Source organism: Haematobacter missouriensis, from assembly GCF_000740775.1.
Taxonomy (GTDB): Bacteria; Pseudomonadota; Alphaproteobacteria; order Rhodobacterales; family Rhodobacteraceae; genus Haematobacter; species Haematobacter missouriensis.
Window position 1 is genome coordinate 113,501 of sequence record NZ_JFGS01000007.1, and the last position, 21,431, is coordinate 134,931.

The window sequence follows — 21,431 nt, forward strand, 5'->3', positions numbered from 1 at the left end:
AGGTGACCGGGATGACATGAGTTGACCGGGGCGGAGCAAGCCCCGGTCAACCACCGATCTCATAGGGCAGGATGCCGCGATGATCGGGATCGATCCGCAGTCGACGCTCCAGCGGCGGCACGGATCGCTGGTGGCAATTGCGCCGCTCGCAGATCCGGCAGGAAATGCCAACCACCTCATATGATTTCTGCCGTGCGACGTTCAGGTCGTCAGCATAGACGATGCTTTCTGCATGGCCGATCTCACAACCGAGTGCGATGGCATAGCGGCGGACCGGCGCCCCGAAGGAACCTGCCGGTTTGGAGATGTCCCGTGCGATGGACAGATAACGAACCCCGTCCGGCGTCTCCATCAGCTGGCGCAGGAAACGGCCCGGCGTCTCGAACGCCTGATGAACGTTCCACAGCGGGCAGGAGCCGCCGTAGCGGGCGAACTGCAACCGCGTGGCGGAATGGCGCTTGGTGATCGTGCCCGCCTGATCGACCCGGACAAAGAAGAACGGCACCCCTTTTTCTCCCGGCCTTTGCAGGGTGGAGAGCCGGTGCGCTACCTGTTCGATGGATGCGCCGAAGCGGTCAGCCAGTCTTTCCAGGTCATGCCGCGTCTGACGCGCCGCGGAGAGAAAGGCACGATAGGGCAGCAGCGCCGCCCCCGCGAAGTAGTTGGCCATTCCCGTCCGGGCAAGCGCGCGGGCCTCTTCCGTCTGGAATCGGGCGAGGTCGAGCGTTGCCTCCAGCAGCGGGCGCTGGGTCAGCAGGGCGAGCTGGTGAAGAAGCTGAAATGTGCGCGTCGCGGGTGGAGCCGTGGTGGAGAGCGTGATGACCCGCCGCTCGGGATCCGCGCTGCGCAGGACCGGAGTGTCGGTCGCTTCCACGCGGTAGCCGAGGCTGGCAAACATTTCCTCCGCTGCGGTGTGCGGATCGCGCCGCGTGCCGTCCATCCCATGGGTCAGCCGTTCCGCTGCACGATCCACCGCGTCGATGTAATTGTCGCAATAGTGGAAGAAATCCCGGACCTCCTCCCAAGGGGACAGGCGGAGCGCGCTTCCCTCCCGTCCCAGCACATCCTCCAGCGAGGCGAGACGCTCCTGACTTTGCCGGTAGGCGCGGTGCAGGTCCAGAAAGGCGCGAGCCAGCATGGGGGCGTTGGATGCGGCAAGGCGCAGATCGCCCAGCGGTGGTGTGGATTCGCTGAAGACCGGATCCGCCAGAGCTTCACGCATGTCGGAGACGATGCGCTCTCCCTCGCCGGTGGAAAGCTCCGTGACGTCCAGCCCGAATTCCTGCGCCAGCGACAGTAGCACCCCGGTGGAGACGGGCCGGTGGTTGTTCTCCATCTGGTTCAGATAGGGAAGGGAGACGCCCAGCCTTTCGGCGAAGACCTTCTGCGTCAGGCCGAGGCGGGTGCGCGTCTCTCGCAGCTTCACCCCGGCATATAGCTTTTGCATCGCCATGGCGGTTCCTCTTTGCAAATGCACAATAGGCTTTGCAAAGAAGCCTGCAAGCCCTAGCGGCGAAGCCAGAGCAGGGGCGGAAGGCCGAGCAAACCGATTACCGACATGAACAGTAGAAGCGGTATCGCCCCGCTCTCCCCGCTCCCCAGAAGGTAGGCGGCAAGGGCGGCGCAGGCCGCGCCCCCACCCAGCGTCACCGCACCCCCCAGCCCGGAGGCAGAGCCCGCCAGCTCCGGCCGCACGGACAGCATTCCCGCCATGGCATTGGGCATTGTCAGGCCGTTCCCGACACCTACGCCTGCGATCATGCCGAAGAAGAGCGTGACGCTCAGCAGGCCGGACACCTCCAGCGCCAGAAGGGCCAGCGCGAAAAGCATGCAGACGACATTGCCGAATACCACCATCCGCTCGATCCCGAAACGCAGCGACAGCCGGCCCGACAGGAAGTTGCCCAAGGCATAACCGACGGCGGGACAGATGAACCCGACACCGAGCTGCATGGGTGTAAGCCCATAAAGGTCGCTCGCGACAAGGGGCGCACCGCCGACATAGGCGAACCAGACCCCCGAGGAAAAGGTCGCGGCGAGACAAAACCCCAGAAGCGGCGGGAGGACAGGAGGGCGGGATAGGCGCGGAATTGCTGCCGGAAACCGCCGTGGCTCCTGAGCGGGGCCGTCTCCCCCAGATCGGCCCACGCAAGGGCGAGAAGCGCCCCGCCCGCGATGAGGAGAAGCGTGAAGCTCGCCCGCCATCCGAAGGTCTGGTCGAGGAGGCCGCCCAGCGTCGGGCCGATCATCGGGGCGATGGACATGCCCAGTGTGACGTAGCCGATCATCGCGGCCGACCTTTCCGGCGGGTGCGTGTCCCGGATGATGGCACGAGAGAGCACCATCCCCGCCACGATCACCGCCTGCAACATGCGGAAGGCAAGGAACAGCTCCACCGTCGGCGCGAGCATGACCCCGAGCGTCGCGACCAGATAACCCGCGACGGAGGCGAGCAGCACCGGCCGTCTGCCGAACCTGTCTGAAATCGGGCCGATCGCGAGCTGCAGGACCGCATTGGCCACCAGAAACAGCGACACGCCAAGCTGCACTACGTGGTAATCGGTGTTGAAATGCCGCGCCATCGTCGGGAGCGAAGGCAAGAAGATATTGGTCGTAAGGGCGGGCAGCGCTGCCATGAAGATCAGCGTGCCGATATGGGGCGGCGATTTCCGGTCAAGGAAGCGTGTCGTGCTGCGAGGCGGAGGGAATGTCGCGGTCATACCCGGCTGCTAGAGCCCCCGCATGTGCACGTCCATTCCAAAAGCGGCATGATTGACGAATAGCGACATTTAGTGTCGCTTCTGTGGTTGATGTTGGGTTTGCTGATTTTGCAATTTGCATTTGGAATAGCCAAACATATTTGCAAATATCCTTGAAAGGTCTTTCCCACCCGCGATGTCCCGCTTAGGGTGCCGCAAAAGCCGGAGGGGAAGATGAAGGACATTCTCGAAGCGCTGGAGGAACGCCGGGCAGAGGCGCGGCTGGGCGGGGGCGAGAAGCGCATCGCCGCGCAGCACGCCAAGGGCAAACTCACCGCCCGCGAACGGCTGGATGTCCTGCTGGACGCGGGCTCGTTCGAGGAGTTCGACATGTTCGTCAAGCACCGCTCGACCGACTTCGGCATGCAGGAGTCGCGGCCCGCCGGCGACGGTGTCGTCACGGGATGGGGCACGATCAACGGGCGCATGGTCTATGTGTTCAGTCAGGATTTCACCGTGTTCGGCGGTTCGCTTTCCGAAACCCATGCCCAGAAGATCTGCAAGATCATGGACATGGCGATGCAGAACGGCGCACCGGTGATCGGTCTGAACGACTCCGGCGGCGCCCGGATCCAAGAGGGCGTGGCCTCGTTGGCGGGCTACGCCGACGTGTTCCAGAAGAACGTGCTGGCTTCCGGCGTGGTGCCGCAGATCTCCGTCATCATGGGGCCTTGCGCGGGTGGTGCGGTGTACTCCCCCGCCATGACGGACTTCATCTACATGGTCCGCGACTCCTCCTACATGTTCGTGACCGGTCCCGACGTGGTCAAGACGGTGACGAACGAGGTCGTCACCGCAGAAGAACTGGGCGGTGCTGGCACACATACGCGCAAATCCTCCGTGGCCGACGGCGCGTTCGAGAATGACGTGGACGCGCTGATCGAGATCCGGCGGCTGTTCGATTTCCTGCCGCTCAACAACAGGGAGAAACCTCCCGTCCGCCCGTTCTTCGATGATCCCGCGCGGGTGGAGACGAGCCTCGACACGCTGATCCCCGATAATCCGAACCTGCCCTATGACATGAAGGAACTGATCCTCAAGGTTGCTGACGAGGGCGATTTCTTCGAGGTGCAGGCGGATTACGCGAAGAACATTCTGATCGGTTTCATCCGGCTGGAAGGCACCACTGTTGGTGTGGTGGCCAACCAGCCGATGGTGCTTGCCGGTTGTCTGGATATCGACAGCTCGCGCAAGGCAGCCCGCTTCGTGCGCTTCTGCGATGCGTTCGAGATCCCAATCCTGACGCTGGTGGACGTGCCGGGCTTCCTGCCCGGGACCGGTCAGGAATACGGCGGCGTCATCAAGCATGGCGCGAAGCTGCTCTTTGCCTATGGCGAGGCGACGGTGCCCAAGGTGACGGTCATCACCCGCAAGGCCTATGGCGGCGCGTATGATGTGATGGCGTCCAAGCATCTCAGAGGCGACTTCAACTATGCCTGGCCGACAGCGCAGATCGCGGTGATGGGCGCGAAGGGTGCTGTGGAGATCCTTTACCGCTCGGAGCTCGGCGACCCGGAAAAGATCGCCGCGCGCACGGCAGAGTATGAGGAGCGGTTCGCCAATCCGTTCGTCGCGGCAGAGAAGGGATTCATCGATGAGGTGATCCAGCCGCGCTCTACCCGCCGACGCGTGGCGCGGGCCTTTGCCAGCCTGCGGGGCAAGAAGCTCGCCAATCCTTGGAAGAAGCACGACAACATCCCGCTCTGAAGCGGGCTTCGGGGGTGGGCGCTCTCATGGCGGGATTTGCTGCATCACCTGTGACGGGAGGCGCGGAGCCGATCCGCGTTCCCTCCGGCGCGGATGTGACCTTTCAGGAGATGCTCACCGACACGGAGGGGCCGGAGGGGCTCACCTTCCGCTTCCGTTTCGTGGCGCGGTCGATAGGGGAGCAAGGCATGGAGCAGGACATGTGCGCTCTCTGCGAGGGCTTCGCGCTTCCGCGTCTGTCCCGCGTCGGTCAATTGCCCGCACAGGTGGTGATCTCCGTCGCGGATCGCGCTATTGCCTTCGGTGACGCCGATCCCGGCGTCGTCCAGTTCTTCGAGGCCTACCGGATCGAGAACGGCCACTGCATCTGGGAGGCGTTCTGATGCTCAAACACCGCGGATTTCCGAGTCGATACCCCGGCACCGATTTTCAGTTCACCGTGCGCCGCGCCAACAAGGAGGGTGCGACGAAACTCATCTCACGCAAGCGCTATGCCGACCGAAGAAAGGTTGATCGCGCCGTGGACGAAGCTTTCATGGCTGCCCTCTGGCAACAGTTCGGGGAAGAGCCGTTCGAGCGGGGAAACCTCGACGCGGGGCGGCTGTCGTGGCTGTTCATGCAGGAGGTTTTTCCGGCCGAAGACCCGTTCGACCCGGAAAGCTACGAGGCGCTGCTGCGCATTGATCCGGTGAAGGCGCGCCGCTCCTTTCCGCAGGTTTTTGCGGCCCCCGAAGCTCCTGTCCAGGATGACTGGGAAGATTGGCGCGACGAGGAGGATGAGGGTTGAAAAAGGGCAGGCGGACTCCCGCGCATTGCGGAGGTCCGCATGTCGAAGGCCATTGCGCCGGGTGACGGAGAAGGCATGTTGATCGCGGGCGGGTTGCCGCTCCGGTCCATCCAGACCGTCAACCTTTCCTGACTTGCCGACCCGTATCCCCCCGGAGCGGGTCGGCCTTTCAGGGAGGGGATCCCCGGCATGTGAGGAATGTCAGGGCAGTCCGGCCTGTCGCCGCGGCTCGCCTGAGGGATGTGACGGAAGGGACGGAAAATGTTCAAGAAAATCCTGATCGCGAACCGGGGAGAAATCGCCTGCCGCGTCATCAAGACGGCGCGGAAGATGGGGATCAAGACGGTCGCCGTCTACTCCGATGCTGACCGCAACGCGCTTCATGTGAAGATGGCGGACGAGGCGGTGCACATCGGCCCGCCGCCCGCCAACCAATCCTACATCGTGATCGACAAGATCATGGACGCCATCCGCCAGACCGGCGCAGAGGCCGTGCATCCGGGATACGGATTCCTTTCTGAGAACCGCAAGTTCGCTGAGGCGCTCGAGAAGGAGGGCGTGGTCTTCATCGGCCCGCCGTCCTCCGCCATCGAGGCGATGGGCGACAAGATCACCTCCAAGAAGCTGGCGCAGGAAGCGGGCGTCTCCACCGTGCCGGGTTACATGGGGCTGATCGGCGACGCGGATGAGGCGGTGCGCATCGCAGGGGAAGTGGGTTTCCCTGTGATGATCAAGGCTTCCGCAGGCGGTGGCGGCAAGGGCATGCGGATCGCCTGGAACGCGGAAGACGCACGCGAAGGCTTTGAATCGTCGAAGAACGAAGCCGCGAATTCCTTCGGGGATGACCGTATCTTCATCGAGAAGTTCGTCACCCAGCCTCGCCATATCGAAATTCAGGTTCTGGCCGACAAACACGGCAACTGCGTCTATTTGCATGAGCGTGAATGCTCCATCCAGCGGCGCAACCAGAAGGTGATCGAGGAGGCGCCGTCGCCCTTCCTCGACCCGGAAACCCGCAAGGCCATGGGGGAACAGGCCGTCGCTCTGGCCAAGGCGGTGGGCTACACCTCCGCAGGCACGGTGGAATTCATCGTGGACGCGGAGCGGAATTTCTACTTCCTCGAAATGAACACCCGTCTGCAGGTGGAGCATCCCGTTACCGAACTGATCACTGGCATCGACCTTGTGGAACAGATGATCCGCGTGGCCGATGGCGCGCCTCTGTCCTTCCGGCAGGAAGACCTGAAGATCAACGGCTGGGCGATGGAAAGCCGCCTTTATGCCGAGGATCCTTATCGCAACTTCCTGCCCTCCATCGGGCGGCTGTCCCGCTATCGTCCGCCGGAGGAGTTCCATCACGCGGATGCGGTGGTTCGCAATGATACCGGCGTCTATGAGGGCGGCGAGATCTCCATGTATTACGACCCGATGATCGCCAAGCTCTGCACTTGGGCCCCTGACAGGGAAGCGGCGATCAATGCGATGGAAAAGGCGCTCGACGCCTTCGAGGTGGAGGGGATCGGTCACAACCTGCCGTTCCTGTCCGCCGTGATGGCCCACCCGCGTTTCCGCAGTGGCAACATCACCACGGCCTTCATCGCTGAGGAATATCCCGACGGGTTTCAGGGTGTGACGCTGCCGGAGCCGCTGGCGCGCAAGGTGGCGGCTGCCGCGGCCGCGATGTTCCGCGTGACGGAGATCCGCCGCTCCCGCATCTCCGGGCGGATGGACAATCACGAGCGCAAGGTGGGCGACAGCTGGGTCGTGTCGCTTCAGGGCGAAGACCTGAACGTGGACGTCGAGGCGGATCGTGACGGCTCCACCGTGACGTTCGAGGACGGGGCGGAGCATCGGGTCATCTCCGACTGGCAGCCGGGGCAAACGCTCGCCTCAGTGACCATCGACGGTGAGCCGATGACGCTGAAAGTGAGTTATACGACCTCCGGGTTCCGCATCCGTTTTCAGGGTGCGGACATGAAGGTTCACGTCCGCAGCCCGCGGCAGGCCGAGCTGGCCCGGCTGATGCCGGAAAAGCTGCCTCCCGACACCTCGAAATTCCTGCTCTGTCCGATGCCGGGGCTCATCGTCCGCATCTTTGTGGAGGAGGGGCAGGAGGTGCAGGAAGGTCAGGCGCTTGCGGTGGTGGAAGCGATGAAGATGGAAAACATCCTGCGCGCGGAAAAGAAGGCCGTCGTGAAGCATATCTCTGCCGAACCCGGCGCTAGCCTGGCCGTGGACGATATCATCATGGAGTTCGAGTGAGCGGGCTACTGGCTCCGCGGGGCGCTCCGACGCTCCTGCACTTCCTGTCGGCGCAGAGGAGTCTTGTCCACCGCCGCAGCGATTTCCCGTACCGTCCGGGGCAGCGGGCGGGTGAGCAGAACGGAGCCGTTCTTGTCGAGCAGCACGAGAGAAAAACCGCGCGGGCGCAGCCGCATCCGCAGGTCGGACCGCTGATCGGGGTCGCTGTCCACGATGACGACGATCTCCCGATCCGCGAGGATTTCCGGGCTGGAGAGCAGCATCTGCCGCTGCTGGAGATAGGCCGGGTCGTTCGGACTGTCGGCGAAGATCACCAGCGGGCGGTGGGTCCAGGCGAATTCGGACAGCTTCACGTCTTCCGCGGGAAGCGGATCCGCGCCGGTACCCGCTGCCAGCGCCCGGTGTTCGGTGCTGAGAACCGGCGCTGTCAGCGTCTCCGCCATCAGGGGGGCCGCGAACAGTGCGGCAAGGACAACGGTCGCGATGCGGATCATGGGGCCTCCAGTCGCGCAAGATATAGGCAGGCCCACGTGCAATTCACAGCTAAAAGCGCGATGATCGCGGTTGCGGCCCGGTGCCGCAGCCCCCGCGTGGAGGGAGAGAGATGACCGACAAGACGGATGTCGAGACGAGCGCGTGGCGCGCACTGGCCACCAAGGAACTGAAGGGGCGCGACCCCGATACGCTGACATGGCAGACGCTGGAAGGCATTCCCGTGAAGCCCCTTTACACGGAGGCGGACACGGCCGGCCTCCCGCATATGGGCGGCCTGCCGGGGATCGCGCCCTACACACGGGGAGTGCGGGCGACGATGTATGCCGGGCGGCCATGGACGATCCGGCAGTACGCGGGCTTCTCCACGGCGGAGGAATCGAACGCCTTCTACCGCAAGGCGCTGGCGGCGGGGCAACAGGGCGTATCGGTCGCCTTCGACCTTGCCACCCACCGCGGCTATGACAGCGACCATCCCCGCGTGGTGGGCGATGTCGGCAAGGCGGGTGTTGCCATCGACAGCGTGGAAGACATGAAGATCCTGTTCGACGGCATTCCGCTGGACAAGGTCTCCGTGTCGATGACGATGAACGGTGCGGTGATCCCGATCCTCGCCAACTTCATCGTCACGGGGGAGGAGCAGGGGCATGACCGTGCCGTGCTCTCCGGGACCATCCAGAACGACATTCTAAAGGAGTTCATGGTCCGCAACACCTACATCTATCCGCCCGAGCCTTCGATGCGGATCATCGCGGACATCATCGAATACACCTCGAAGGAGATGCCGAAGTTCAACTCCATCTCCATCTCCGGCTATCACATGCAGGAGGCGGGGGCGAACCTCGTGCAGGAGCTGGCCTTCACGCTGGCCGACGGGCGGGAATATGTCCGTGCGGCCATCGCCGCCGGGATGAACGTGGACGACTTCGCGGGACGGCTGTCGTTCTTCTTCGCCATCGGCATGAATTTCTTCATGGAGGCCGCGAAGCTCCGCGCGGCGCGCCTGCTCTGGACCCGGATCATGAAGGAGTTCGATCCGAAGAAACCCGGCTCCCTTATGCTGCGGACGCATTGCCAGACCTCCGGCGTGTCGTTGCAGGAGCAGGATCCCTACAACAACGTCATCCGCACCGCCTATGAGGCGCTGGCGGCGGCGCTGGGGGGCACCCAGTCGCTCCATACCAACGCGCTGGATGAGGCGATCGCGCTGCCGACCGAGTTCTCTGCACGGATTGCGCGGAATACCCAGCTCATCCTGCAGGAAGAAACCGGCATCACCCATGTCGTCGATCCCTTGGCGGGGTCCTATTATGTCGAAAGCCTCACGGCGGAACTGGCCGACAAGGCCTGGGCGCTGATCGAGGAGGTGGAGGCCATGGGGGGCATGACGAAGGCCGTCGCCACCGGCATGCCCAAGCTCCGCATCGAGGAGACCGCCGCGCGGCGGCAGGCGCTGATCGACCGGGGGGAGGACGTGATCGTCGGGGTGAACAAGTATCGCCTTGCCCAGCAGGATCCGATCGAGATCCTCGACATCGACAACCAGAAGGTCCGCGAGTCTCAGATCGCGCGGCTGGAGCGTATCCGGGCCACCCGGAACGAGGCCGCCTGCGAGGCTGCTCTCGCCGAGGTCACGCGCCGGGCGACGGAAGGGGGCAACCTGCTCGAAGCTGCGGTGGAGGCCGCACGTGCGCGGGCCAGTGTGGGAGAGATCAGCATGGCGATGGAGAAGGTGTTCGGCCGCCACCGGGCGGAGGTCAAGACGCTCGCTGGGGTCTATGGCGCGGCCTACGAGGGCGACGAAGGCTTCGCCGCCATCCAGCGCGATGTGGAGACCTTCGCAGAGGAGGAAGGCCGGCGCCCGCGGATGCTTGTGGTTAAGATGGGGCAGGATGGACACGACCGCGGGGCCAAGGTCATCGCTACCGCGTTCGCCGACATCGGCTTCGATGTGGACGTGGGGCCGCTCTTCCAGACACCGGAAGAAGCCGCACAGGACGCCGTCGACAACGATGTGCACGTGGTCGGCATCTCCAGCCAGGCGGCCGGGCACAAGACGCTGGCTCCCAAGCTGGTGGAGGCGCTGAAGGCACAGGGCGCGGGCGACATCATCGTCGTGTGTGGCGGCGTCATTCCCCAGCAGGACTACCAGTATCTCTACGACAACGGCGTGAAGGCGATCTTCGGCCCCGGTACCAACATTCCCGATGCTGCGAAGAACATCCTCGATCTCATCCGCGCATCGCGGCAGAGCGAGGCGGCGGAGTAGGTGGCTGTCATCGACCATCTCGTCATCTCCTCTGCTACGCTGGAGGAAGGGACGGCTTTCGTGGAGGCGAACCTCGGTGTGGCTCCGGGCGGCGGCGGGGAGCACCCGTTGATGGCCACGCACAACCGGTTGCTGGGTGCGGGCGAGGCTTATCTGGAGGTCATCTCTCCCGCGCCGCACCTGCCGTCCCCTGACCGGCCGCGCTGGTTCGGGCTGGACAGGTTTGCGGGGCCTGCACGGCTGACCAACTGGGTATTGGCTGTGCCGGATCTGACAGCGGCGCTTCGCCATGCTCCACCTGGTGCGGGCGCGCCCCAAGAGCTGACCCGTGATGATCTCGCCTGGCGGTTCAGCTTGTCGGACGATGGCGAACTGCCCTTCGACGGCATCTTTCCCGCGCTGATCGAATGGCAGGGGGTGGCCCATCCCGTGCAGCGGCTGGGCAGTACGGGGATCGAACTCGTGCGGCTGGAGCTGCGCCATCCCGATGCGCCGGCGCTGGCCGCCGCGCTGGCCCCCTTCCTCGCGGACGCGCGTGTCACGGTCCAGCCCGGTGCACCTGGCATGACGGCATGGTTCGAAACGCCGCTCGGGCTCAGGTCGCTCTGAACTTGCCCTTCGCGCCAAGCGGGTCTAGGGACAGATCATGCGGATACTTTTTCTCGGGGATGTCGTGGGCCGGACGGGCCGCACCGCCATTGCGGAGCGGCTGCCGGGTCTCAGGGCGGAATGGAAACTCGATTTCGTCGTGGTGAACGGCGAAAACGCGACGGGCGGGGCAGGACTTTCGCCTGACCACGCCAAGGCGCTGCTGGCAGCGGGCGCGGATTGCCTGACGCTGGGCGATCATGCGTTCGACCAGAAGGACATGATGTCCTTTATTGAGCAGGAGCCGCGCATCATCCGGCCGCTGAACTATTCGAAGATCGCGCCTGGGCGCGGCTTCCGGCTGTTTACACTTCCCGATGGGCGGCGCATCCTCGTGGCGCAGGTGCTGGGGCAGGTGTTCATGAAGCGCCCGTTCGACGACCCATTCTCCGCGGTGGAATCGGTGCTCAAGGCCCATCCGCTCGGCGCTGCCGCCACAGCCATCCTGCTCGACGTGCATTGCGAAGCGACGAGCGAGAAAATGGCGATGGGTCACTGGTGCGACGGACGCGCCTCCGTCGTCGTCGGGACGCATACCCATGTGCCGACGGCGGACGCCCAGATCCTGCCCGGCGGGACGGCCTTCCAGTCGGATGCGGGCATGTGCGGCGATTACGACAGCGTGATCGGCATGAACAAGATGGAGCCGCTCCGCCGCTTCATCACCGGGATGGCGAGCGGTCGGTTCGAGCCGGGCAGTGGCCCGGCGACCCTTTGCGGCATCTTCGTCGAGACCGACGACGCAACCGGAAAGGCCGTGCGCCAGGCCATGGTCCGGGTCGGCGGGAGGCTGGATCAGGCGGGTCCGTAACGCCGCTCTCGTCTTGCGGGGCACCCCTCCGGGAACACGGCCTGTGGATTGGGGGGCAACCCTCGGCATGGCGTGCGTGTCGCTCTATTTCCGGGGTCCTCCTCCGGCTCCGGGGAGAGGCGCGGAAGCGGACGCCCGAGCAGGCGGGCGCGACCCCGATGAAGCCTCGACGCTGGTCCATTGGTGAAACGGCCCCGTTGGTAAAACTGCGAAAGGGCGCGGGCCGAAGCGTTCGGTCTTCCGCCATGCAGGAGGAGCGGGATCGTATTCGGGGCGCTTGTGTTCGATATCGCTTCCGGAATGATGCCCATGCAAAATCGCGACGAGACGATCCGATGACGGAGGCTCCCCCGAGGCATGCATCCGTCGCGCTGCTCGCTTTCTCCGGTGACCTGCTGCGTCATACATGGGGCAGAGCCCCCACGCCGCCCTTGCTCCCTTGGGTCTCGTTCGCTAGAGATGCGGCAAATTTCAGACATCCAGACGGAGCATGCCATGGCCGGCCATTCCAAATGGGCCAACATCCAGCATCGCAAGGGCAAGCAGGATGCGGCCCGCTCGAAGCTTTTCTCCAAGCTCGCACGCGAGATCACCGTTGCGGCGCGGATGGGTGACCCCGATCCCGACAAGAACCCCCGTCTCCGCCTCGCGGTGAAGGAGGCCAAGACCCAGTCGATGCCGAAGGACGTGATCGAAAGGGCCATCGCCAAGGCGAGCGGCGCGGATGCCGACAGCCTTGAGGAAATCCGGTATGAGGGCTACGGCCCGAACGGCGTTGCTGTCATCGTCGAGGCGATGACTGATAACCGCAATCGCACTGCTTCCAACGTCCGCTCGCTTTTTACCAAGTCGGGCGGCAATCTGGCCGAGACCGGCGCGGTGAGCTTCATGTTCGAGCGGAAGGGTGAGATCACCTACCCGTTGAGCGTGGGCGATGCCGACACAGTGATGGAGGCCGCAATCGAAGCGGGCGCGGAGGATGTGGAGACATCCGAGGACAGCCATATCATCTGGTGCGCCTTCGATGAGCTGGCGGATGTCTCTGCCGCGCTGGAAGCACCGCTCGGTGAGGCGGAAAGCGCGAAGATCGTCTGGAAGCCCAGCACGACGACGGAACTGGACCTCGACTCTGCCCAGAAGCTCATGCGCCTGATCGACAATCTGGAGGATGACGACGACGTGCAGACCGTCACCGCGAACTTCGAGATCTCGGATGAGGTGATGGCTCAACTCTGACGGGCCGGGCCTTTCGGTTCTGGCGGTGTCGAATTGATCCGGCACAGCCCGGGTTGAGAGGCCTTGTCGCTGGCCCGCGCGGTGAGGGTCGGCGCAGTTAAGGCACGCCGCAGTGAGGGAATTCCGCTCCGGCAATCACGTCGCGAGGGTGTTGTTCGGCCTCCATCGGTAGGTTCTTCCTCCCTCGCCTGCGCCGGACTTGCCAAGTCCGGCGGCGTGGCCCAGAAGAGGGTTATGGCCACCGTCACCGTTCCCCCGATTTCACCGGAAGCTGACAGCCAGCCGTTTACCGGCATGCTGTGGATGTTTGTCTCGGGCCTTTCCTTTGTCGGCGTCAACGTCTTCGTCAAGATCTTCGGGCAGGGTCTGCCGGCGGCGGAATCCGCCTTTCTGCGGTTCGGCTTCGGGCTTCTGTTCCTGCTGCCGCTCGCCCCTGCGTTTCTGCGCCAGAGACCGACCCGCCGGATCATCGGGCAGATCTGGGCGCGGGGGGGGCTGCATGCCGTCGGCGTGATCTGCTGGTTCTACGCCATGACCTCCATCCCCCTGCAGGAAGTGACGGCGATCAACTATCTCACCCCCATCTACGTGACGCTGGGGGCGGCGGTGTTTTTTGGCGAACGGCTCGCAATGCGTCGGATCGTTGCGATCCTCGTCGCCATCGTCGGCGTCATGGTGATCCTGCGCCCGGGCGTGCGCGAGGTCGAGCCGGGCCATCTGGCCATGCTCACCACCACCGCCTGCTTCGGCGCCTCCTTTCTGTTCGCCAAGCGCTTATCGGAGGAAATGAACCCCGCTTTCGTCGTGGCGTGGATGTCGGTGACCGTGACGATTCTGCTTGCGCCGCTGGCGCTCATGAGCTGGGTTCAGCCCAGTCTTGCGGAGCTGGGGGGAATGGCGATCGTCGCCGGCTGCGCGACCTTCGGGCATTATGCGATGACGCGGGCTTTCCGCCTCGCCCCGGTTTCCGTCACCCAGCCGGTGACGTTTCTACAACTCATCTGGGCTACGTTGATCGGCGCTGCCGCCTTTGGCGAAGCGGCGGATATCTGGGTCGTGGTAGGCGCGGCGATGATCATCTCCGCCGTCGCCTATGTGACGCTGCGAGAAGCGCGGCTGAAACGAGGTCAGACCCCGGCGGGCGTTACCGAAAGCGCCTGATCGTTCGGCGTGAGCAGCCTGCGTGAGATGCTGGCGGTGCTGATCTGGCCCAGCGTTTCCGCCCCATCCACGACACGCATCGCTTGGCCGGATGTTTCGAGCGCGGCCATCGCCTTGCGGATCGGCATTCCGGCCGGGACGGAGCCGGTCGCGCTTTCCGTCAGCGGCTCCAGCGCATCGCAGGCGGTCAGCACGGCAAGTGGATTCATGTTCTGAACGAAATCAGATACATAATCAGATGCAGGATTGGAGTAGATCTCCCGCGGGGTACCCGTCTGCACGATCCTTCCGCCTTCCAGAATGGCAATGCGGTTGCCGATCTTGAAGGCCTCGTCCAGATCGTGGGATACGAAGAGGATCGTGCGTTTCAGTCGCTCCTGAAGGGCCAGAAGCTCATCCTGCAACTTGGTGCGGATCAGCGGGTCCAGAGCTGAGAACGGCTCGTCCATCAACAGGATCGGGGCTCCCGTTACCAGCGCGCGGGCAAGGCCCACACGCTGCTGCATGCCTCCGGACAGGTCCGTCACCCGCCGGTCGGCCGAGCCTTCCAGCCCTACGATCTCCAGCTGTTCCTGCACCTTGGCACGTCGCTCCGCGGTGCTGAGTCCGGCAAGTTCCAGTCCCAGTCCCACGTTGTCCCGCACGGTCCGCCAAGGCAGCAGTCCGAACTGTTGGAACACCATGGAGACGCGATGCAACCGCAAATTGCGGAGCGTTCGTGCATCTGCGCCGTTCACCGCAACCATCCGGTTGCCGTCGTTCACCCGAACCTCTCCGCGTGTGACCGGGTTCAGACCGTTCACTGCGCGGAGCAGGGTTGATTTGCCGGAGCCGGAAAGGCCCATCAGAACGACGATCTCTCCGGTATTGACTGTCAGCGAGGCGTTGTGCACGCCAAGGATCTGGCCGGTTTTCGCGCGCACTTCTGCACGTTCCCCGCCCGCGTCCATGAGCGGCAGAGCCCCGCGCGCATTGTCCCCGAAAACGATGGAGACATTGTCGAACTCGACGGCGCTGTTCGTTGGTGTGGTGGTCATTTGCGGCCCTCCACGCGAAGCATCCGGTCAAGGAGGATGGCTACGATGACGATGACGAAGCCCGCCTCGAAGCCCAGCGACGTATTCACAGTGTTCAACGCCCGCACCACCGGCACCCCAAGCCCATTGGCCCCGACAAGCGCCGCGATCACCACCATGGAAAGCGAGAGCATGATCGTCTGGTTCAGCCCCGCCATGATCTGGGGGGTGGCGTAGGGTAGCTCCACCTTCCACAGTTTCTGGCGTGGCGTCGCGCCGAAGGCCGTTGCCGCCTCCGTCAGCGCGGTGGGCGTGGATGAAATGCCAAGGTAGGTCAACCGGACCGGGGCGGGGAGCACGAAGATCACCGTGGCGATCAGGCCGGGCACCATGCCGATGCCGAAGAACACGATGGCCGGGATGAGGTAGACGAAGGTCGGCAGTGTTTGCATCAGGTCCAGTACCGGAGCGACCCAGGCGTAGAGCCTTGGCCGGTGCGCGAGGAACACGCCAACGGGCACACCGATCGCCATGCAGACGACACAGGCGGAGAGCACCAGCGTCAGGCTTTCCATCGTGGCCTGCCAGTAGCCCTGGTTGATAACGAAGAGAAAGCCCACCAGCACGATCAGGGGTGCTTTCCAGTTGCGCTGGATGGCAAAGGCGATGGCGACGAATATCGCCACGATGACCAGCGGGGGTGGCGTCAGAAGAAGCCACAATATCCCGTCGATCAACCCCTGCATTCCAGTGGACAGCGCATTGAAGAATGCCGCCGCATGCAGGTTCAACCAGTCGAACACAAGCTTTGCCGTGCGTCCCACCGGGATCTTGGTAGAGGTTATCCAGTCCATCAGCTTGTCCGTCCTTCGGCTGGCTCAGGAGAGGAGGGGGAACTGCTCACTTGAAAGCTGCTTTGACCGCCGCCTGGGCATCGCCGCCATCCTTGGTCGTAACGCCTTCTAGCCAGGGCGACATGACGTCGGGATGCGCCTTGAGCCAGGTTTCCGCCGCCTTTGCGGGTTCCTCTCCGTCGTCGAGGATGGCGCCCATGATCTCGTTTTCCATCTCAAGCGAGAAGGAAAGGTTCTCAAGGAACTTGCCGGTATTGGGGCATTCCGCCACATAACCTTTCCGCGCCAGCGTGCCGACCGTCGCGCCGCCGAAATCTGCCCCAAACACTTCATCTCCACCCGAAAGATAGGTCAGGTCGAAGTTGGAGTTCATCGGGTGGGGTTCCCAGCCGAGGAAGACCACCGGATGCGATTGCCCGTCCGCCCGCCGCACTTGCGCCAGCATGCCCTGCTCGGAGCTCTCGACAAGATTGAAGTCCTTCAGTCCGAACTGACCTTTTTCGATCATGTCGAGAATCAGCCGGTTGCCGTCATTGCCCGGCTCGATCCCGTAGATCTTGCTCTCAAGCAGGTCGGCATGTGTCGCGATGTCGTTGAAATCCTTGATCCCTGCTTCCACGCCTGCGGCGTTGGTGGCGAGCGTGTATTTCGCCCCGGTCAGGTTCGTTCGGATTTCATCGATCGTGCCAGCCTGCCGGTAGGGAGTGATGTCGGCCTCCATCGAGGGCATCCACAGGCCCAGAAAGGCGTCGATCTGCCCGTTCGCGAGCGAGGCGAACGTCACCGGCAGGGCGAGCAGCTTGATCTCCGTGTCATAGCCGAGCGCCTGAAGGACCGTGGTCGCAACTGCTGTCGTGGCCGTGATGTCGGTCCAGCCGACATCCGCGAAAGTTACCTTGTCGCAATTGGCGGCGGCGGGCAGCGCGGCTGCGACAAGGGCTGATGTGAGGAGTGTTGTGCGGACGATGGACATCGGGTTCCTTCGTGTTTGGTTGTTGATTGACTATTCAATCATGATGGGCGTAGTTGTACGCCGGTGAGCAGAGGTGTCAACATGCCGAAACGTGGAATGGAGCCTATTCGAAGGGCCGCGCTGGTAAAAGCGACCATCGCGGAGATCGGAGGCGTAGGGGGGCTTGATGCTACCGTGGCGCAGATTGCGCGGCGGGCGGGCGTTTCCTCGGCGCTGGCGCTCCACTACTTCGGCAGCAAGGAGCGGATCTTTCTCGCCGCCATGCGGTTCGTGCTGACCAGCTATGGCGCAGAGGTCCGCGCGGCCCTGACAGGGGCTGACTCGCCACGCGCCCGGCTGGACGCCATCGTCTCGGCCGGCTTTTCGCCGACGAGCTTTCAGCGTGAGACGGTGAACGCATGGCTGAACTTCTACGTGCTCGCACAGAACAGTGCGGAAGCGCGGCGCCTGCTGAACATCTACCGTCGTCGGTTGCATTCCAATCTGCTGCGTGAGCTGCGGCCTCTGGTGGGTGAGCGGGCGAAGGAGGCGGCTTACGCCATCGGTGCGATGATCGACGGGGTCTATCTGCGCGAGGCGCTGGGCGAAGGGACGCCTGACGGGGCTGCTGCGACGCGCGCCGTCATGGGCCATCTGGAAAAGGAGATCGCAGGATGAGGGCACAGCCCCAAGCAAGCCACTTCATCGACGGCGCCTTTGTCGAGGATACCTCTGGCGCAGCGGTCGATGTGATCTATCCAGCAACCGGCGAGGTCATCGCCCGTCTGCACGAGGCAACGCCCGCGATCATCGACCGCGCGCTGAACGCCGCGCGGCGGGCACAGCGCGACTGGGCCGCGCTCCGCCCGGTGGAGCGGGGGCGCATCCTCCACCGCGCCGCGCAGATCATGCGGGAGCGGAATCGCGCGCTTTCCGAACTGGAGACGCTGGATACCGGCAAGCCCATTCAGGAAACCCTCGTCGCCGATGCGACGAGCGGTGCGGATGCGCTGGAGTATTTCGCGGGCCTCGCGCCGACCGTGACGGGCGAGACGATCCCGCTGGGGCAGGATTTCGTCTATACCCGGCGGGAGCCGGTGGGGGTCTGCGTCGGCATCGGCGCATGGAACTATCCCACGCAGATCGCCTGCTGGAAAGCCGCGCCAGCCCTGGCTCTCGGCAATGCGATGGTCTTCAAGCCCTCCGAAACGACACCGCTCGGCGCGCTGAAGCTGGCGGAAATTCTCATTGAGGCGGGCCTTCCGCCCGGCCTTTTCAACGTTGTGCAGGGGCGCGGTGCGGTGGGTTCCGCGCTGGTGACCGACCCGCGCGTGGACAAGGTTTCCCTTACCGGCTCCGTCGCGACGGGTGCCAAGGTCTATGCTGCGGCGGCGGAAGGTATCCGTTCCGTCACGATGGAGCTCGGCGGGAAATCCCCGCTCGTGGTGTTCGAGGATGCGGATCTGGATAGCGCGGTCAGCGCGGCGATGCTGGGGAATTTCTATTCCTCCGGCCAGATCTGCTCCAATGGTACGCGCGTATTCGTGCAGAAGTCCGTGCGCGAGGCGTTTCTCGACCGGCTTGTGCGGCGGAGCAAGGCCATCCTGCTCGGCGATCCGCTTGATGAGGGGACGCAGATGGGGCCGCTCGTATCGCAGGTCCAGTTCGACAAGGTGATGGGCTACATCGCCCGCGCGGAAGCGGAAGGCGCGCAGCTCATGACCGGCGGGCGGCAATGGGGCAATGCGGGGCTTTTTGTCGAACCGACCGTCTTCGCCGGCGTCACCGACGCGATGACGTTGGCACGGGAGGAAGTCTTCGGGCCCGTCATGGCTGTCCTGGACTTCGAGACGGAGGAGGAGGCGCTCACCCGCGCCAATGCCACGCCCTATGGCCTTGCGGCGGGGGTCTTCACTGCCGACATGACGCGGGCGCACAGGATGGCGGCGGGGTTCGAGGCGGGCACCTGCTGGATCAACGCCTATAACCTGACCCCGGTGGAAGCGCCCTTCGGCGGCATGAAGCTTTCCGGCGTGGGGCGGGAGAACGGCCGCGCGGCAGTGGAGCACTATACGCAGATCAAATCCGTCTATGTCGGGCTCGGACCCGTCGAAGCCCCGTATTGAAGGAGAGCATATTATGACCGGCGGCATTCCGGGTGGCGTGGGTGGTCGTTTCATGAAGAACGGCGAGGACGGCGAGACAGCGGATTTCGTCATCGTGGGCGCTGGCTCCGCCGGCTCCGCCATGGCGTACCGGCTGTCTGAGGCGGGGGCGAGCGTCATCGTGATCGAGTTCGGCGGAACCGACGCCGGGCCATTCATTCAGATGCCCGGCGCTCTGTCCTATCCGATGAACATGTCGCGTTATGACTGGGGTTTCCAGTCGGAGCCGGAGCCGCATCTGGCCGGACGCAAGCTTGCAGTGCCGCGGGGCAAGGTCGTCGGAGGTTCGTCTTCCATCAACGGCATGGTCTTTGTGCGCGGTCATGCGAAGGACTTTGATCACTGGCGCGATTCCGGCGCGGATGGCTGGGCCTATGCCGATGTGCTGCCCTATTTCCGCCGCATGGAGACATGGCACGGCGGAGAGTCGGACGAATTCCGGGGCGCCTCCGGCCCGCTGCATGTCACGCGCGGGTCTCGGGAAAACCCGCTGTTCGACGCCTTTGTCGAAGCGGGTGCCGAGGCGGGATATCCCGTGACGGCCGACTACAACGGCCGCCAGCAGGAGGGGTTCGGCGCGATGGAGGCGACGATCTGGCGCGGGCGGCGCTGGTCGGCGGCGAATGCTTACCTGAAACCCGCCCTGCGACGTCCCAATGTCCGGCTCGTGCGCGGCTTTGCCCGGCGCGTGGTTTTCGAGGGGCGCCGTGCGGTGGGGGTGGAGCTTCAGCGCCATGGCCGCACGGAAGTGATCCGGGCGCGGCGGGAAGTGGTGCTCGCGGCCTCCTCCATCAATACGCCGAAGCTGCTGATGCTTTCCGGCATCGGGCCTGCTCCAGCGCTCTCGGCTCTCGGCCTGCCGGTGGTCGCGGATCGGCGGGGGGTGGGGCAGAACCTTCAGGATCATCTCGAGATTTACATGCAATATTCGGCGGCCCGGCCCATCACGCTGTTCCGGTACTGGAACCTGCTGGGCAAGGCCTATGTCGGCGCTCGCTGGCTTTTCACGCGCACCGGGCCGGGGGCGTCGAATCAGTTCGAGGCCTGTGGCTTCATCCGTTCAGCCGCCGGGGTGGATTATCCCGACATCCAGTACCACTTCCTGCCACTCGCCGTGCGCTACGACGGCAAGGCGGTTGCGGAGGGACACGGATTTCAGGTCCATGTGGGGCCGATGCGGTCTGGCAGCCGGGGGGAAGTGACCCTGCGTTCCGCTGACCCTGCCGAGCCCCCGCGCATCCGCTTCAACTACATGTCGAAGGAGGAGGACTGGCGGGACTTCCGCAGGGCCATTCGACTTACCCGCGAGATCTTCGGGCAACCCGCCATGACCGGCCATGTGAAGGCTGAGCTGCAGCCCGGCCCTGCCGTCGAGAGTGACGCGGAACTGGACGCCTTTCTGCGCGCGCATGTGGAGAGCGCCTATCACCCCTGTGGCACGGCGCGGATGGGGCGAGCGGAGGATCCGATGGCGGTGGTTGACCCTGAATGCCGGGTGATTGGTGTGGAGGGGCTGCGCGTTGCTGACAGTTCCATCTTCCCGCGCATCACGAACGGCAATCTCAACGCACCGTCGATCATGGTGGGGGAAAAGGCTGCGGATCATCTGCTGGGTCGGGTGCCCTTGCCGCCTTCCAACGCCGAACCGTGGGTAAATCCAGCTTGGCAGACGTCTCAGCGGTGAGCCTCAGGTGTGCAGCCGACGGCCTCCGGCGGAGGCGAGTTCCAGAAGGCTCATGTCAAGGCGTCGGTTGAACCGGCGCAGCTCGGTCAATACCATGGTCGGGGCAGGTAGCGGGTCGGTCACGGCGACGACGGAGCCCCGATAGTTGCACCGATCCAGCAGGCGAACGAGATCGACGATATCGAACTGGCGGGCGACGATAGGGGAAAGGATGCAATCCGGCGCGACTCGGCGGACGAATTCCGGGCTGATCGTCGTGAACCGACAGTAGATCATGGAAACGCCGCCGGGGAACTGCTGGATGAGCGGCGCGAGCGACGGCCCTGGCTCTACCAGCAAAAGCCGGTCGGACTCCGGTCCGATCGCGTCTTTTGGCTGCTTGAGCCAATCGGGCGCCGCAGACAGGCAGCTCATTCGAAAGTTACCATGTCATATGCCCTGCCAAAAGACTGCACATCCAAAGGTTTAAACCCTTGAGTGGGTCACACGCAAAAGTATTCTCGATAATGTGAGCGATACAAGCAGTTTCTGAGCGAAGATGTTCGGGAGCGACTTGCGGTGTCGATTCGCGCGCGTCACACAAGCATGAACGTCGTTTAAACCCACATTCTCCAAGTAAGTCGCTGAT

The 21,431-nt window shown here is 64.1% G+C and carries 18 protein-coding genes and 1 pseudogene; 12 read left to right on the forward strand and 7 right to left on the reverse strand.

Annotated elements, in window-relative coordinates:
* Window positions 1–46: 46 nt before the first annotated feature.
* Both CG51_RS07990 and CG51_RS21110 read right to left on the reverse strand, forming a co-directional pair.
* Window positions 47–1,453, reverse strand: a complete 1,407-nt coding sequence (locus CG51_RS07990) for a helix-turn-helix domain-containing protein (protein WP_035743721.1) — start codon at window positions 1,451–1,453, stop codon at window positions 47–49.
* 53 nt (window positions 1,454–1,506) lie between these two features.
* Window positions 1,507–2,720, reverse strand: a pseudogene (locus tag CG51_RS21110) (multidrug effflux MFS transporter).
* Between the two features lie 213 nt (window positions 2,721–2,933).
* Between CG51_RS21110 and CG51_RS08000 the strand changes: the two are divergent.
* From CG51_RS08000 to CG51_RS08015, 4 genes are all read left to right on the forward strand, one after another.
* Window positions 2,934–4,466 carry an acyl-CoA carboxylase subunit beta gene (locus CG51_RS08000; protein ID WP_035743723.1) on the forward strand — a complete coding sequence of 511 codons (1,533 nt, stop codon included), beginning with the start codon at window positions 2,934–2,936 and terminating at the stop codon, window positions 4,464–4,466.
* Between the two features lie 26 nt (window positions 4,467–4,492).
* Window positions 4,493–4,849 (forward strand): DUF6497 family protein, encoded by a 357-nt coding sequence (locus tag CG51_RS08005; RefSeq protein ID WP_051930241.1) that lies wholly within the window; start codon window positions 4,493–4,495, stop codon window positions 4,847–4,849.
* Entirely contained in the window at window positions 4,849–5,253 is a 405-nt protein-coding gene (locus CG51_RS08010) for a hypothetical protein (RefSeq protein ID WP_035743725.1), read from the forward strand. Before CG51_RS08005 ends, CG51_RS08010 begins: the two co-directional genes overlap by 1 nt.
* A 261-nt stretch (window positions 5,254–5,514) precedes the next feature.
* Window positions 5,515–7,515 (forward strand): acetyl-CoA carboxylase biotin carboxylase subunit, encoded by a 2,001-nt coding sequence (locus CG51_RS08015; protein ID WP_035743727.1) that lies wholly within the window; start codon window positions 5,515–5,517, stop codon window positions 7,513–7,515.
* A gap of 5 nt (window positions 7,516–7,520) precedes the next feature.
* Here the strand turns inward: CG51_RS08015 and CG51_RS08020 are convergent, their stop codons facing one another.
* On the reverse strand, window positions 7,521–8,009 hold the full coding sequence (locus tag CG51_RS08020) for a DUF4174 domain-containing protein (protein WP_035743729.1): 489 nt from the start codon (window positions 8,007–8,009) through the stop codon (window positions 7,521–7,523).
* Window positions 8,010–8,119: 110 nt separating this feature from the next.
* Between CG51_RS08020 and scpA the strand changes: the two genes are divergently transcribed.
* The 5 genes from scpA to CG51_RS08045 all read left to right on the forward strand — a co-directional run bounded on the left by scpA (window position 8,120) and on the right by CG51_RS08045 (window position 14,132).
* Entirely contained in the window at window positions 8,120–10,276 is a 2,157-nt protein-coding gene (gene scpA, locus CG51_RS08025; RefSeq protein ID WP_035743730.1) for a methylmalonyl-CoA mutase, read from the forward strand.
* The gene (locus tag CG51_RS08030; RefSeq protein WP_035743732.1) at window positions 10,277–10,885 is read left to right on the forward strand and encodes a VOC family protein; all 609 of its coding nucleotides are present in this window, start codon (window positions 10,277–10,279) and stop codon (window positions 10,883–10,885) included. It begins immediately after the preceding gene.
* Between the two features lie 37 nt (window positions 10,886–10,922).
* Window positions 10,923–11,735 (forward strand): TIGR00282 family metallophosphoesterase, encoded by an 813-nt coding sequence (locus tag CG51_RS08035; protein ID WP_035743734.1) that lies wholly within the window; start codon window positions 10,923–10,925, stop codon window positions 11,733–11,735.
* Window positions 11,736–12,230: 495 nt separating this feature from the next.
* Complete coding sequence (locus CG51_RS08040) at window positions 12,231–12,971, forward strand: YebC/PmpR family DNA-binding transcriptional regulator (protein ID WP_035743736.1); 741 nt, start codon at window positions 12,231–12,233, stop codon at window positions 12,969–12,971.
* 234 nt (window positions 12,972–13,205) lie between these two features.
* Entirely contained in the window at window positions 13,206–14,132 is a 927-nt protein-coding gene (locus CG51_RS08045; protein WP_051930243.1) for a DMT family transporter, read from the forward strand.
* On the opposite strand, the gene choV is transcribed toward CG51_RS08045, so the two are convergent.
* From choV to choX, 3 genes are read right to left on the reverse strand one after another with little or no spacing between them, the layout of a single operon-like run.
* The gene (gene choV, locus CG51_RS08050) at window positions 14,099–15,169 is read right to left on the reverse strand and encodes a choline ABC transporter ATP-binding protein (RefSeq protein WP_035743738.1); all 1,071 of its coding nucleotides are present in this window, start codon (window positions 15,167–15,169) and stop codon (window positions 14,099–14,101) included. The two genes, CG51_RS08045 and choV, sit on opposite strands and share 34 nt — an antisense overlap.
* Window positions 15,166–16,002 (reverse strand): choline ABC transporter permease subunit, encoded by an 837-nt coding sequence (gene choW, locus CG51_RS08055; RefSeq protein WP_035743740.1) that lies wholly within the window; start codon window positions 16,000–16,002, stop codon window positions 15,166–15,168. Before choW ends, choV begins: the two co-directional genes overlap by 4 nt.
* 46 nt (window positions 16,003–16,048) lie before the next feature.
* Window positions 16,049–16,975, reverse strand: a complete 927-nt coding sequence (gene choX, locus CG51_RS08060; protein WP_035743741.1) for a choline ABC transporter substrate-binding protein — start codon at window positions 16,973–16,975, stop codon at window positions 16,049–16,051.
* 81 nt (window positions 16,976–17,056) lie between these two features.
* Between choX and betI the strand changes: the two genes are divergently transcribed.
* From betI to betA, 3 genes are read left to right on the forward strand one after another with little or no spacing between them, the layout of a single operon-like run.
* Window positions 17,057–17,632 (forward strand): choline-binding transcriptional repressor BetI, encoded by a 576-nt coding sequence (betI, locus tag CG51_RS08065; RefSeq protein ID WP_088233941.1) that lies wholly within the window; start codon window positions 17,057–17,059, stop codon window positions 17,630–17,632.
* Window positions 17,629–19,080 carry a betaine-aldehyde dehydrogenase gene (betB, locus tag CG51_RS08070; protein WP_035743744.1) on the forward strand — a complete coding sequence of 484 codons (1,452 nt, stop codon included), beginning with the start codon at window positions 17,629–17,631 and terminating at the stop codon, window positions 19,078–19,080. Before betI ends, betB begins: the two co-directional genes overlap by 4 nt.
* Window positions 19,081–19,132: 52 nt before the next feature.
* Complete coding sequence (gene betA / locus CG51_RS08075) at window positions 19,133–20,803, forward strand: choline dehydrogenase (protein WP_035743801.1); 1,671 nt, start codon at window positions 19,133–19,135, stop codon at window positions 20,801–20,803.
* Between the two features lie 3 nt (window positions 20,804–20,806).
* On the opposite strand, the gene CG51_RS08080 is transcribed toward betA, so the two are convergent.
* The gene (locus CG51_RS08080; protein ID WP_035743746.1) at window positions 20,807–21,217 is read right to left on the reverse strand and encodes a hypothetical protein; all 411 of its coding nucleotides are present in this window, start codon (window positions 21,215–21,217) and stop codon (window positions 20,807–20,809) included.
* Between the last annotated feature and the right edge of the window lie 214 nt (window positions 21,218–21,431).

What these genes read in the sequence shown, in the direction of transcription:
- CG51_RS08080 (WP_035743746.1), bottom strand. Translation starts at nt 21,217, where the DNA reads ATGAGCTGCCTGTCTGCGGCGCCCGATTGGCTCAAGCAGCCAAAAGAC.
- CG51_RS07990 (WP_035743721.1), bottom strand. Translation starts at nt 1,453, where the DNA reads ATGGCGATGCAAAAGCTATATGCCGGGGTGAAGCTGCGAGAGACGCGC.
- CG51_RS08005 (WP_051930241.1), top strand. Translation starts at nt 4,493, where the DNA reads ATGGCGGGATTTGCTGCATCACCTGTGACGGGAGGCGCGGAGCCGATC.
- choX (WP_035743741.1), bottom strand. Translation starts at nt 16,975, where the DNA reads ATGTCCATCGTCCGCACAACACTCCTCACATCAGCCCTTGTCGCAGCC.
- CG51_RS08035 (WP_035743734.1), top strand. Translation starts at nt 10,923, where the DNA reads ATGCGGATACTTTTTCTCGGGGATGTCGTGGGCCGGACGGGCCGCACC.
- choV (WP_035743738.1), bottom strand. Translation starts at nt 15,169, where the DNA reads ATGACCACCACACCAACGAACAGCGCCGTCGAGTTCGACAATGTCTCC.
- choW (WP_035743740.1), bottom strand. Translation starts at nt 16,002, where the DNA reads ATGGACTGGATAACCTCTACCAAGATCCCGGTGGGACGCACGGCAAAG.
- betA (WP_035743801.1), top strand. Translation starts at nt 19,133, where the DNA reads ATGAAGAACGGCGAGGACGGCGAGACAGCGGATTTCGTCATCGTGGGC.
- betI (WP_088233941.1), top strand. Translation starts at nt 17,057, where the DNA reads ATGCCGAAACGTGGAATGGAGCCTATTCGAAGGGCCGCGCTGGTAAAA.
- betB (WP_035743744.1), top strand. Translation starts at nt 17,629, where the DNA reads ATGAGGGCACAGCCCCAAGCAAGCCACTTCATCGACGGCGCCTTTGTC.
- CG51_RS08045 (WP_051930243.1), top strand. Translation starts at nt 13,206, where the DNA reads ATGGCCACCGTCACCGTTCCCCCGATTTCACCGGAAGCTGACAGCCAG.
- CG51_RS08010 (WP_035743725.1), top strand. Translation starts at nt 4,849, where the DNA reads ATGCTCAAACACCGCGGATTTCCGAGTCGATACCCCGGCACCGATTTT.
- CG51_RS08000 (WP_035743723.1), top strand. Translation starts at nt 2,934, where the DNA reads ATGAAGGACATTCTCGAAGCGCTGGAGGAACGCCGGGCAGAGGCGCGG.
- CG51_RS08040 (WP_035743736.1), top strand. Translation starts at nt 12,231, where the DNA reads ATGGCCGGCCATTCCAAATGGGCCAACATCCAGCATCGCAAGGGCAAG.
- CG51_RS08015 (WP_035743727.1), top strand. Translation starts at nt 5,515, where the DNA reads ATGTTCAAGAAAATCCTGATCGCGAACCGGGGAGAAATCGCCTGCCGC.
- scpA (WP_035743730.1), top strand. Translation starts at nt 8,120, where the DNA reads ATGACCGACAAGACGGATGTCGAGACGAGCGCGTGGCGCGCACTGGCC.
- CG51_RS08020 (WP_035743729.1), bottom strand. Translation starts at nt 8,009, where the DNA reads ATGATCCGCATCGCGACCGTTGTCCTTGCCGCACTGTTCGCGGCCCCC.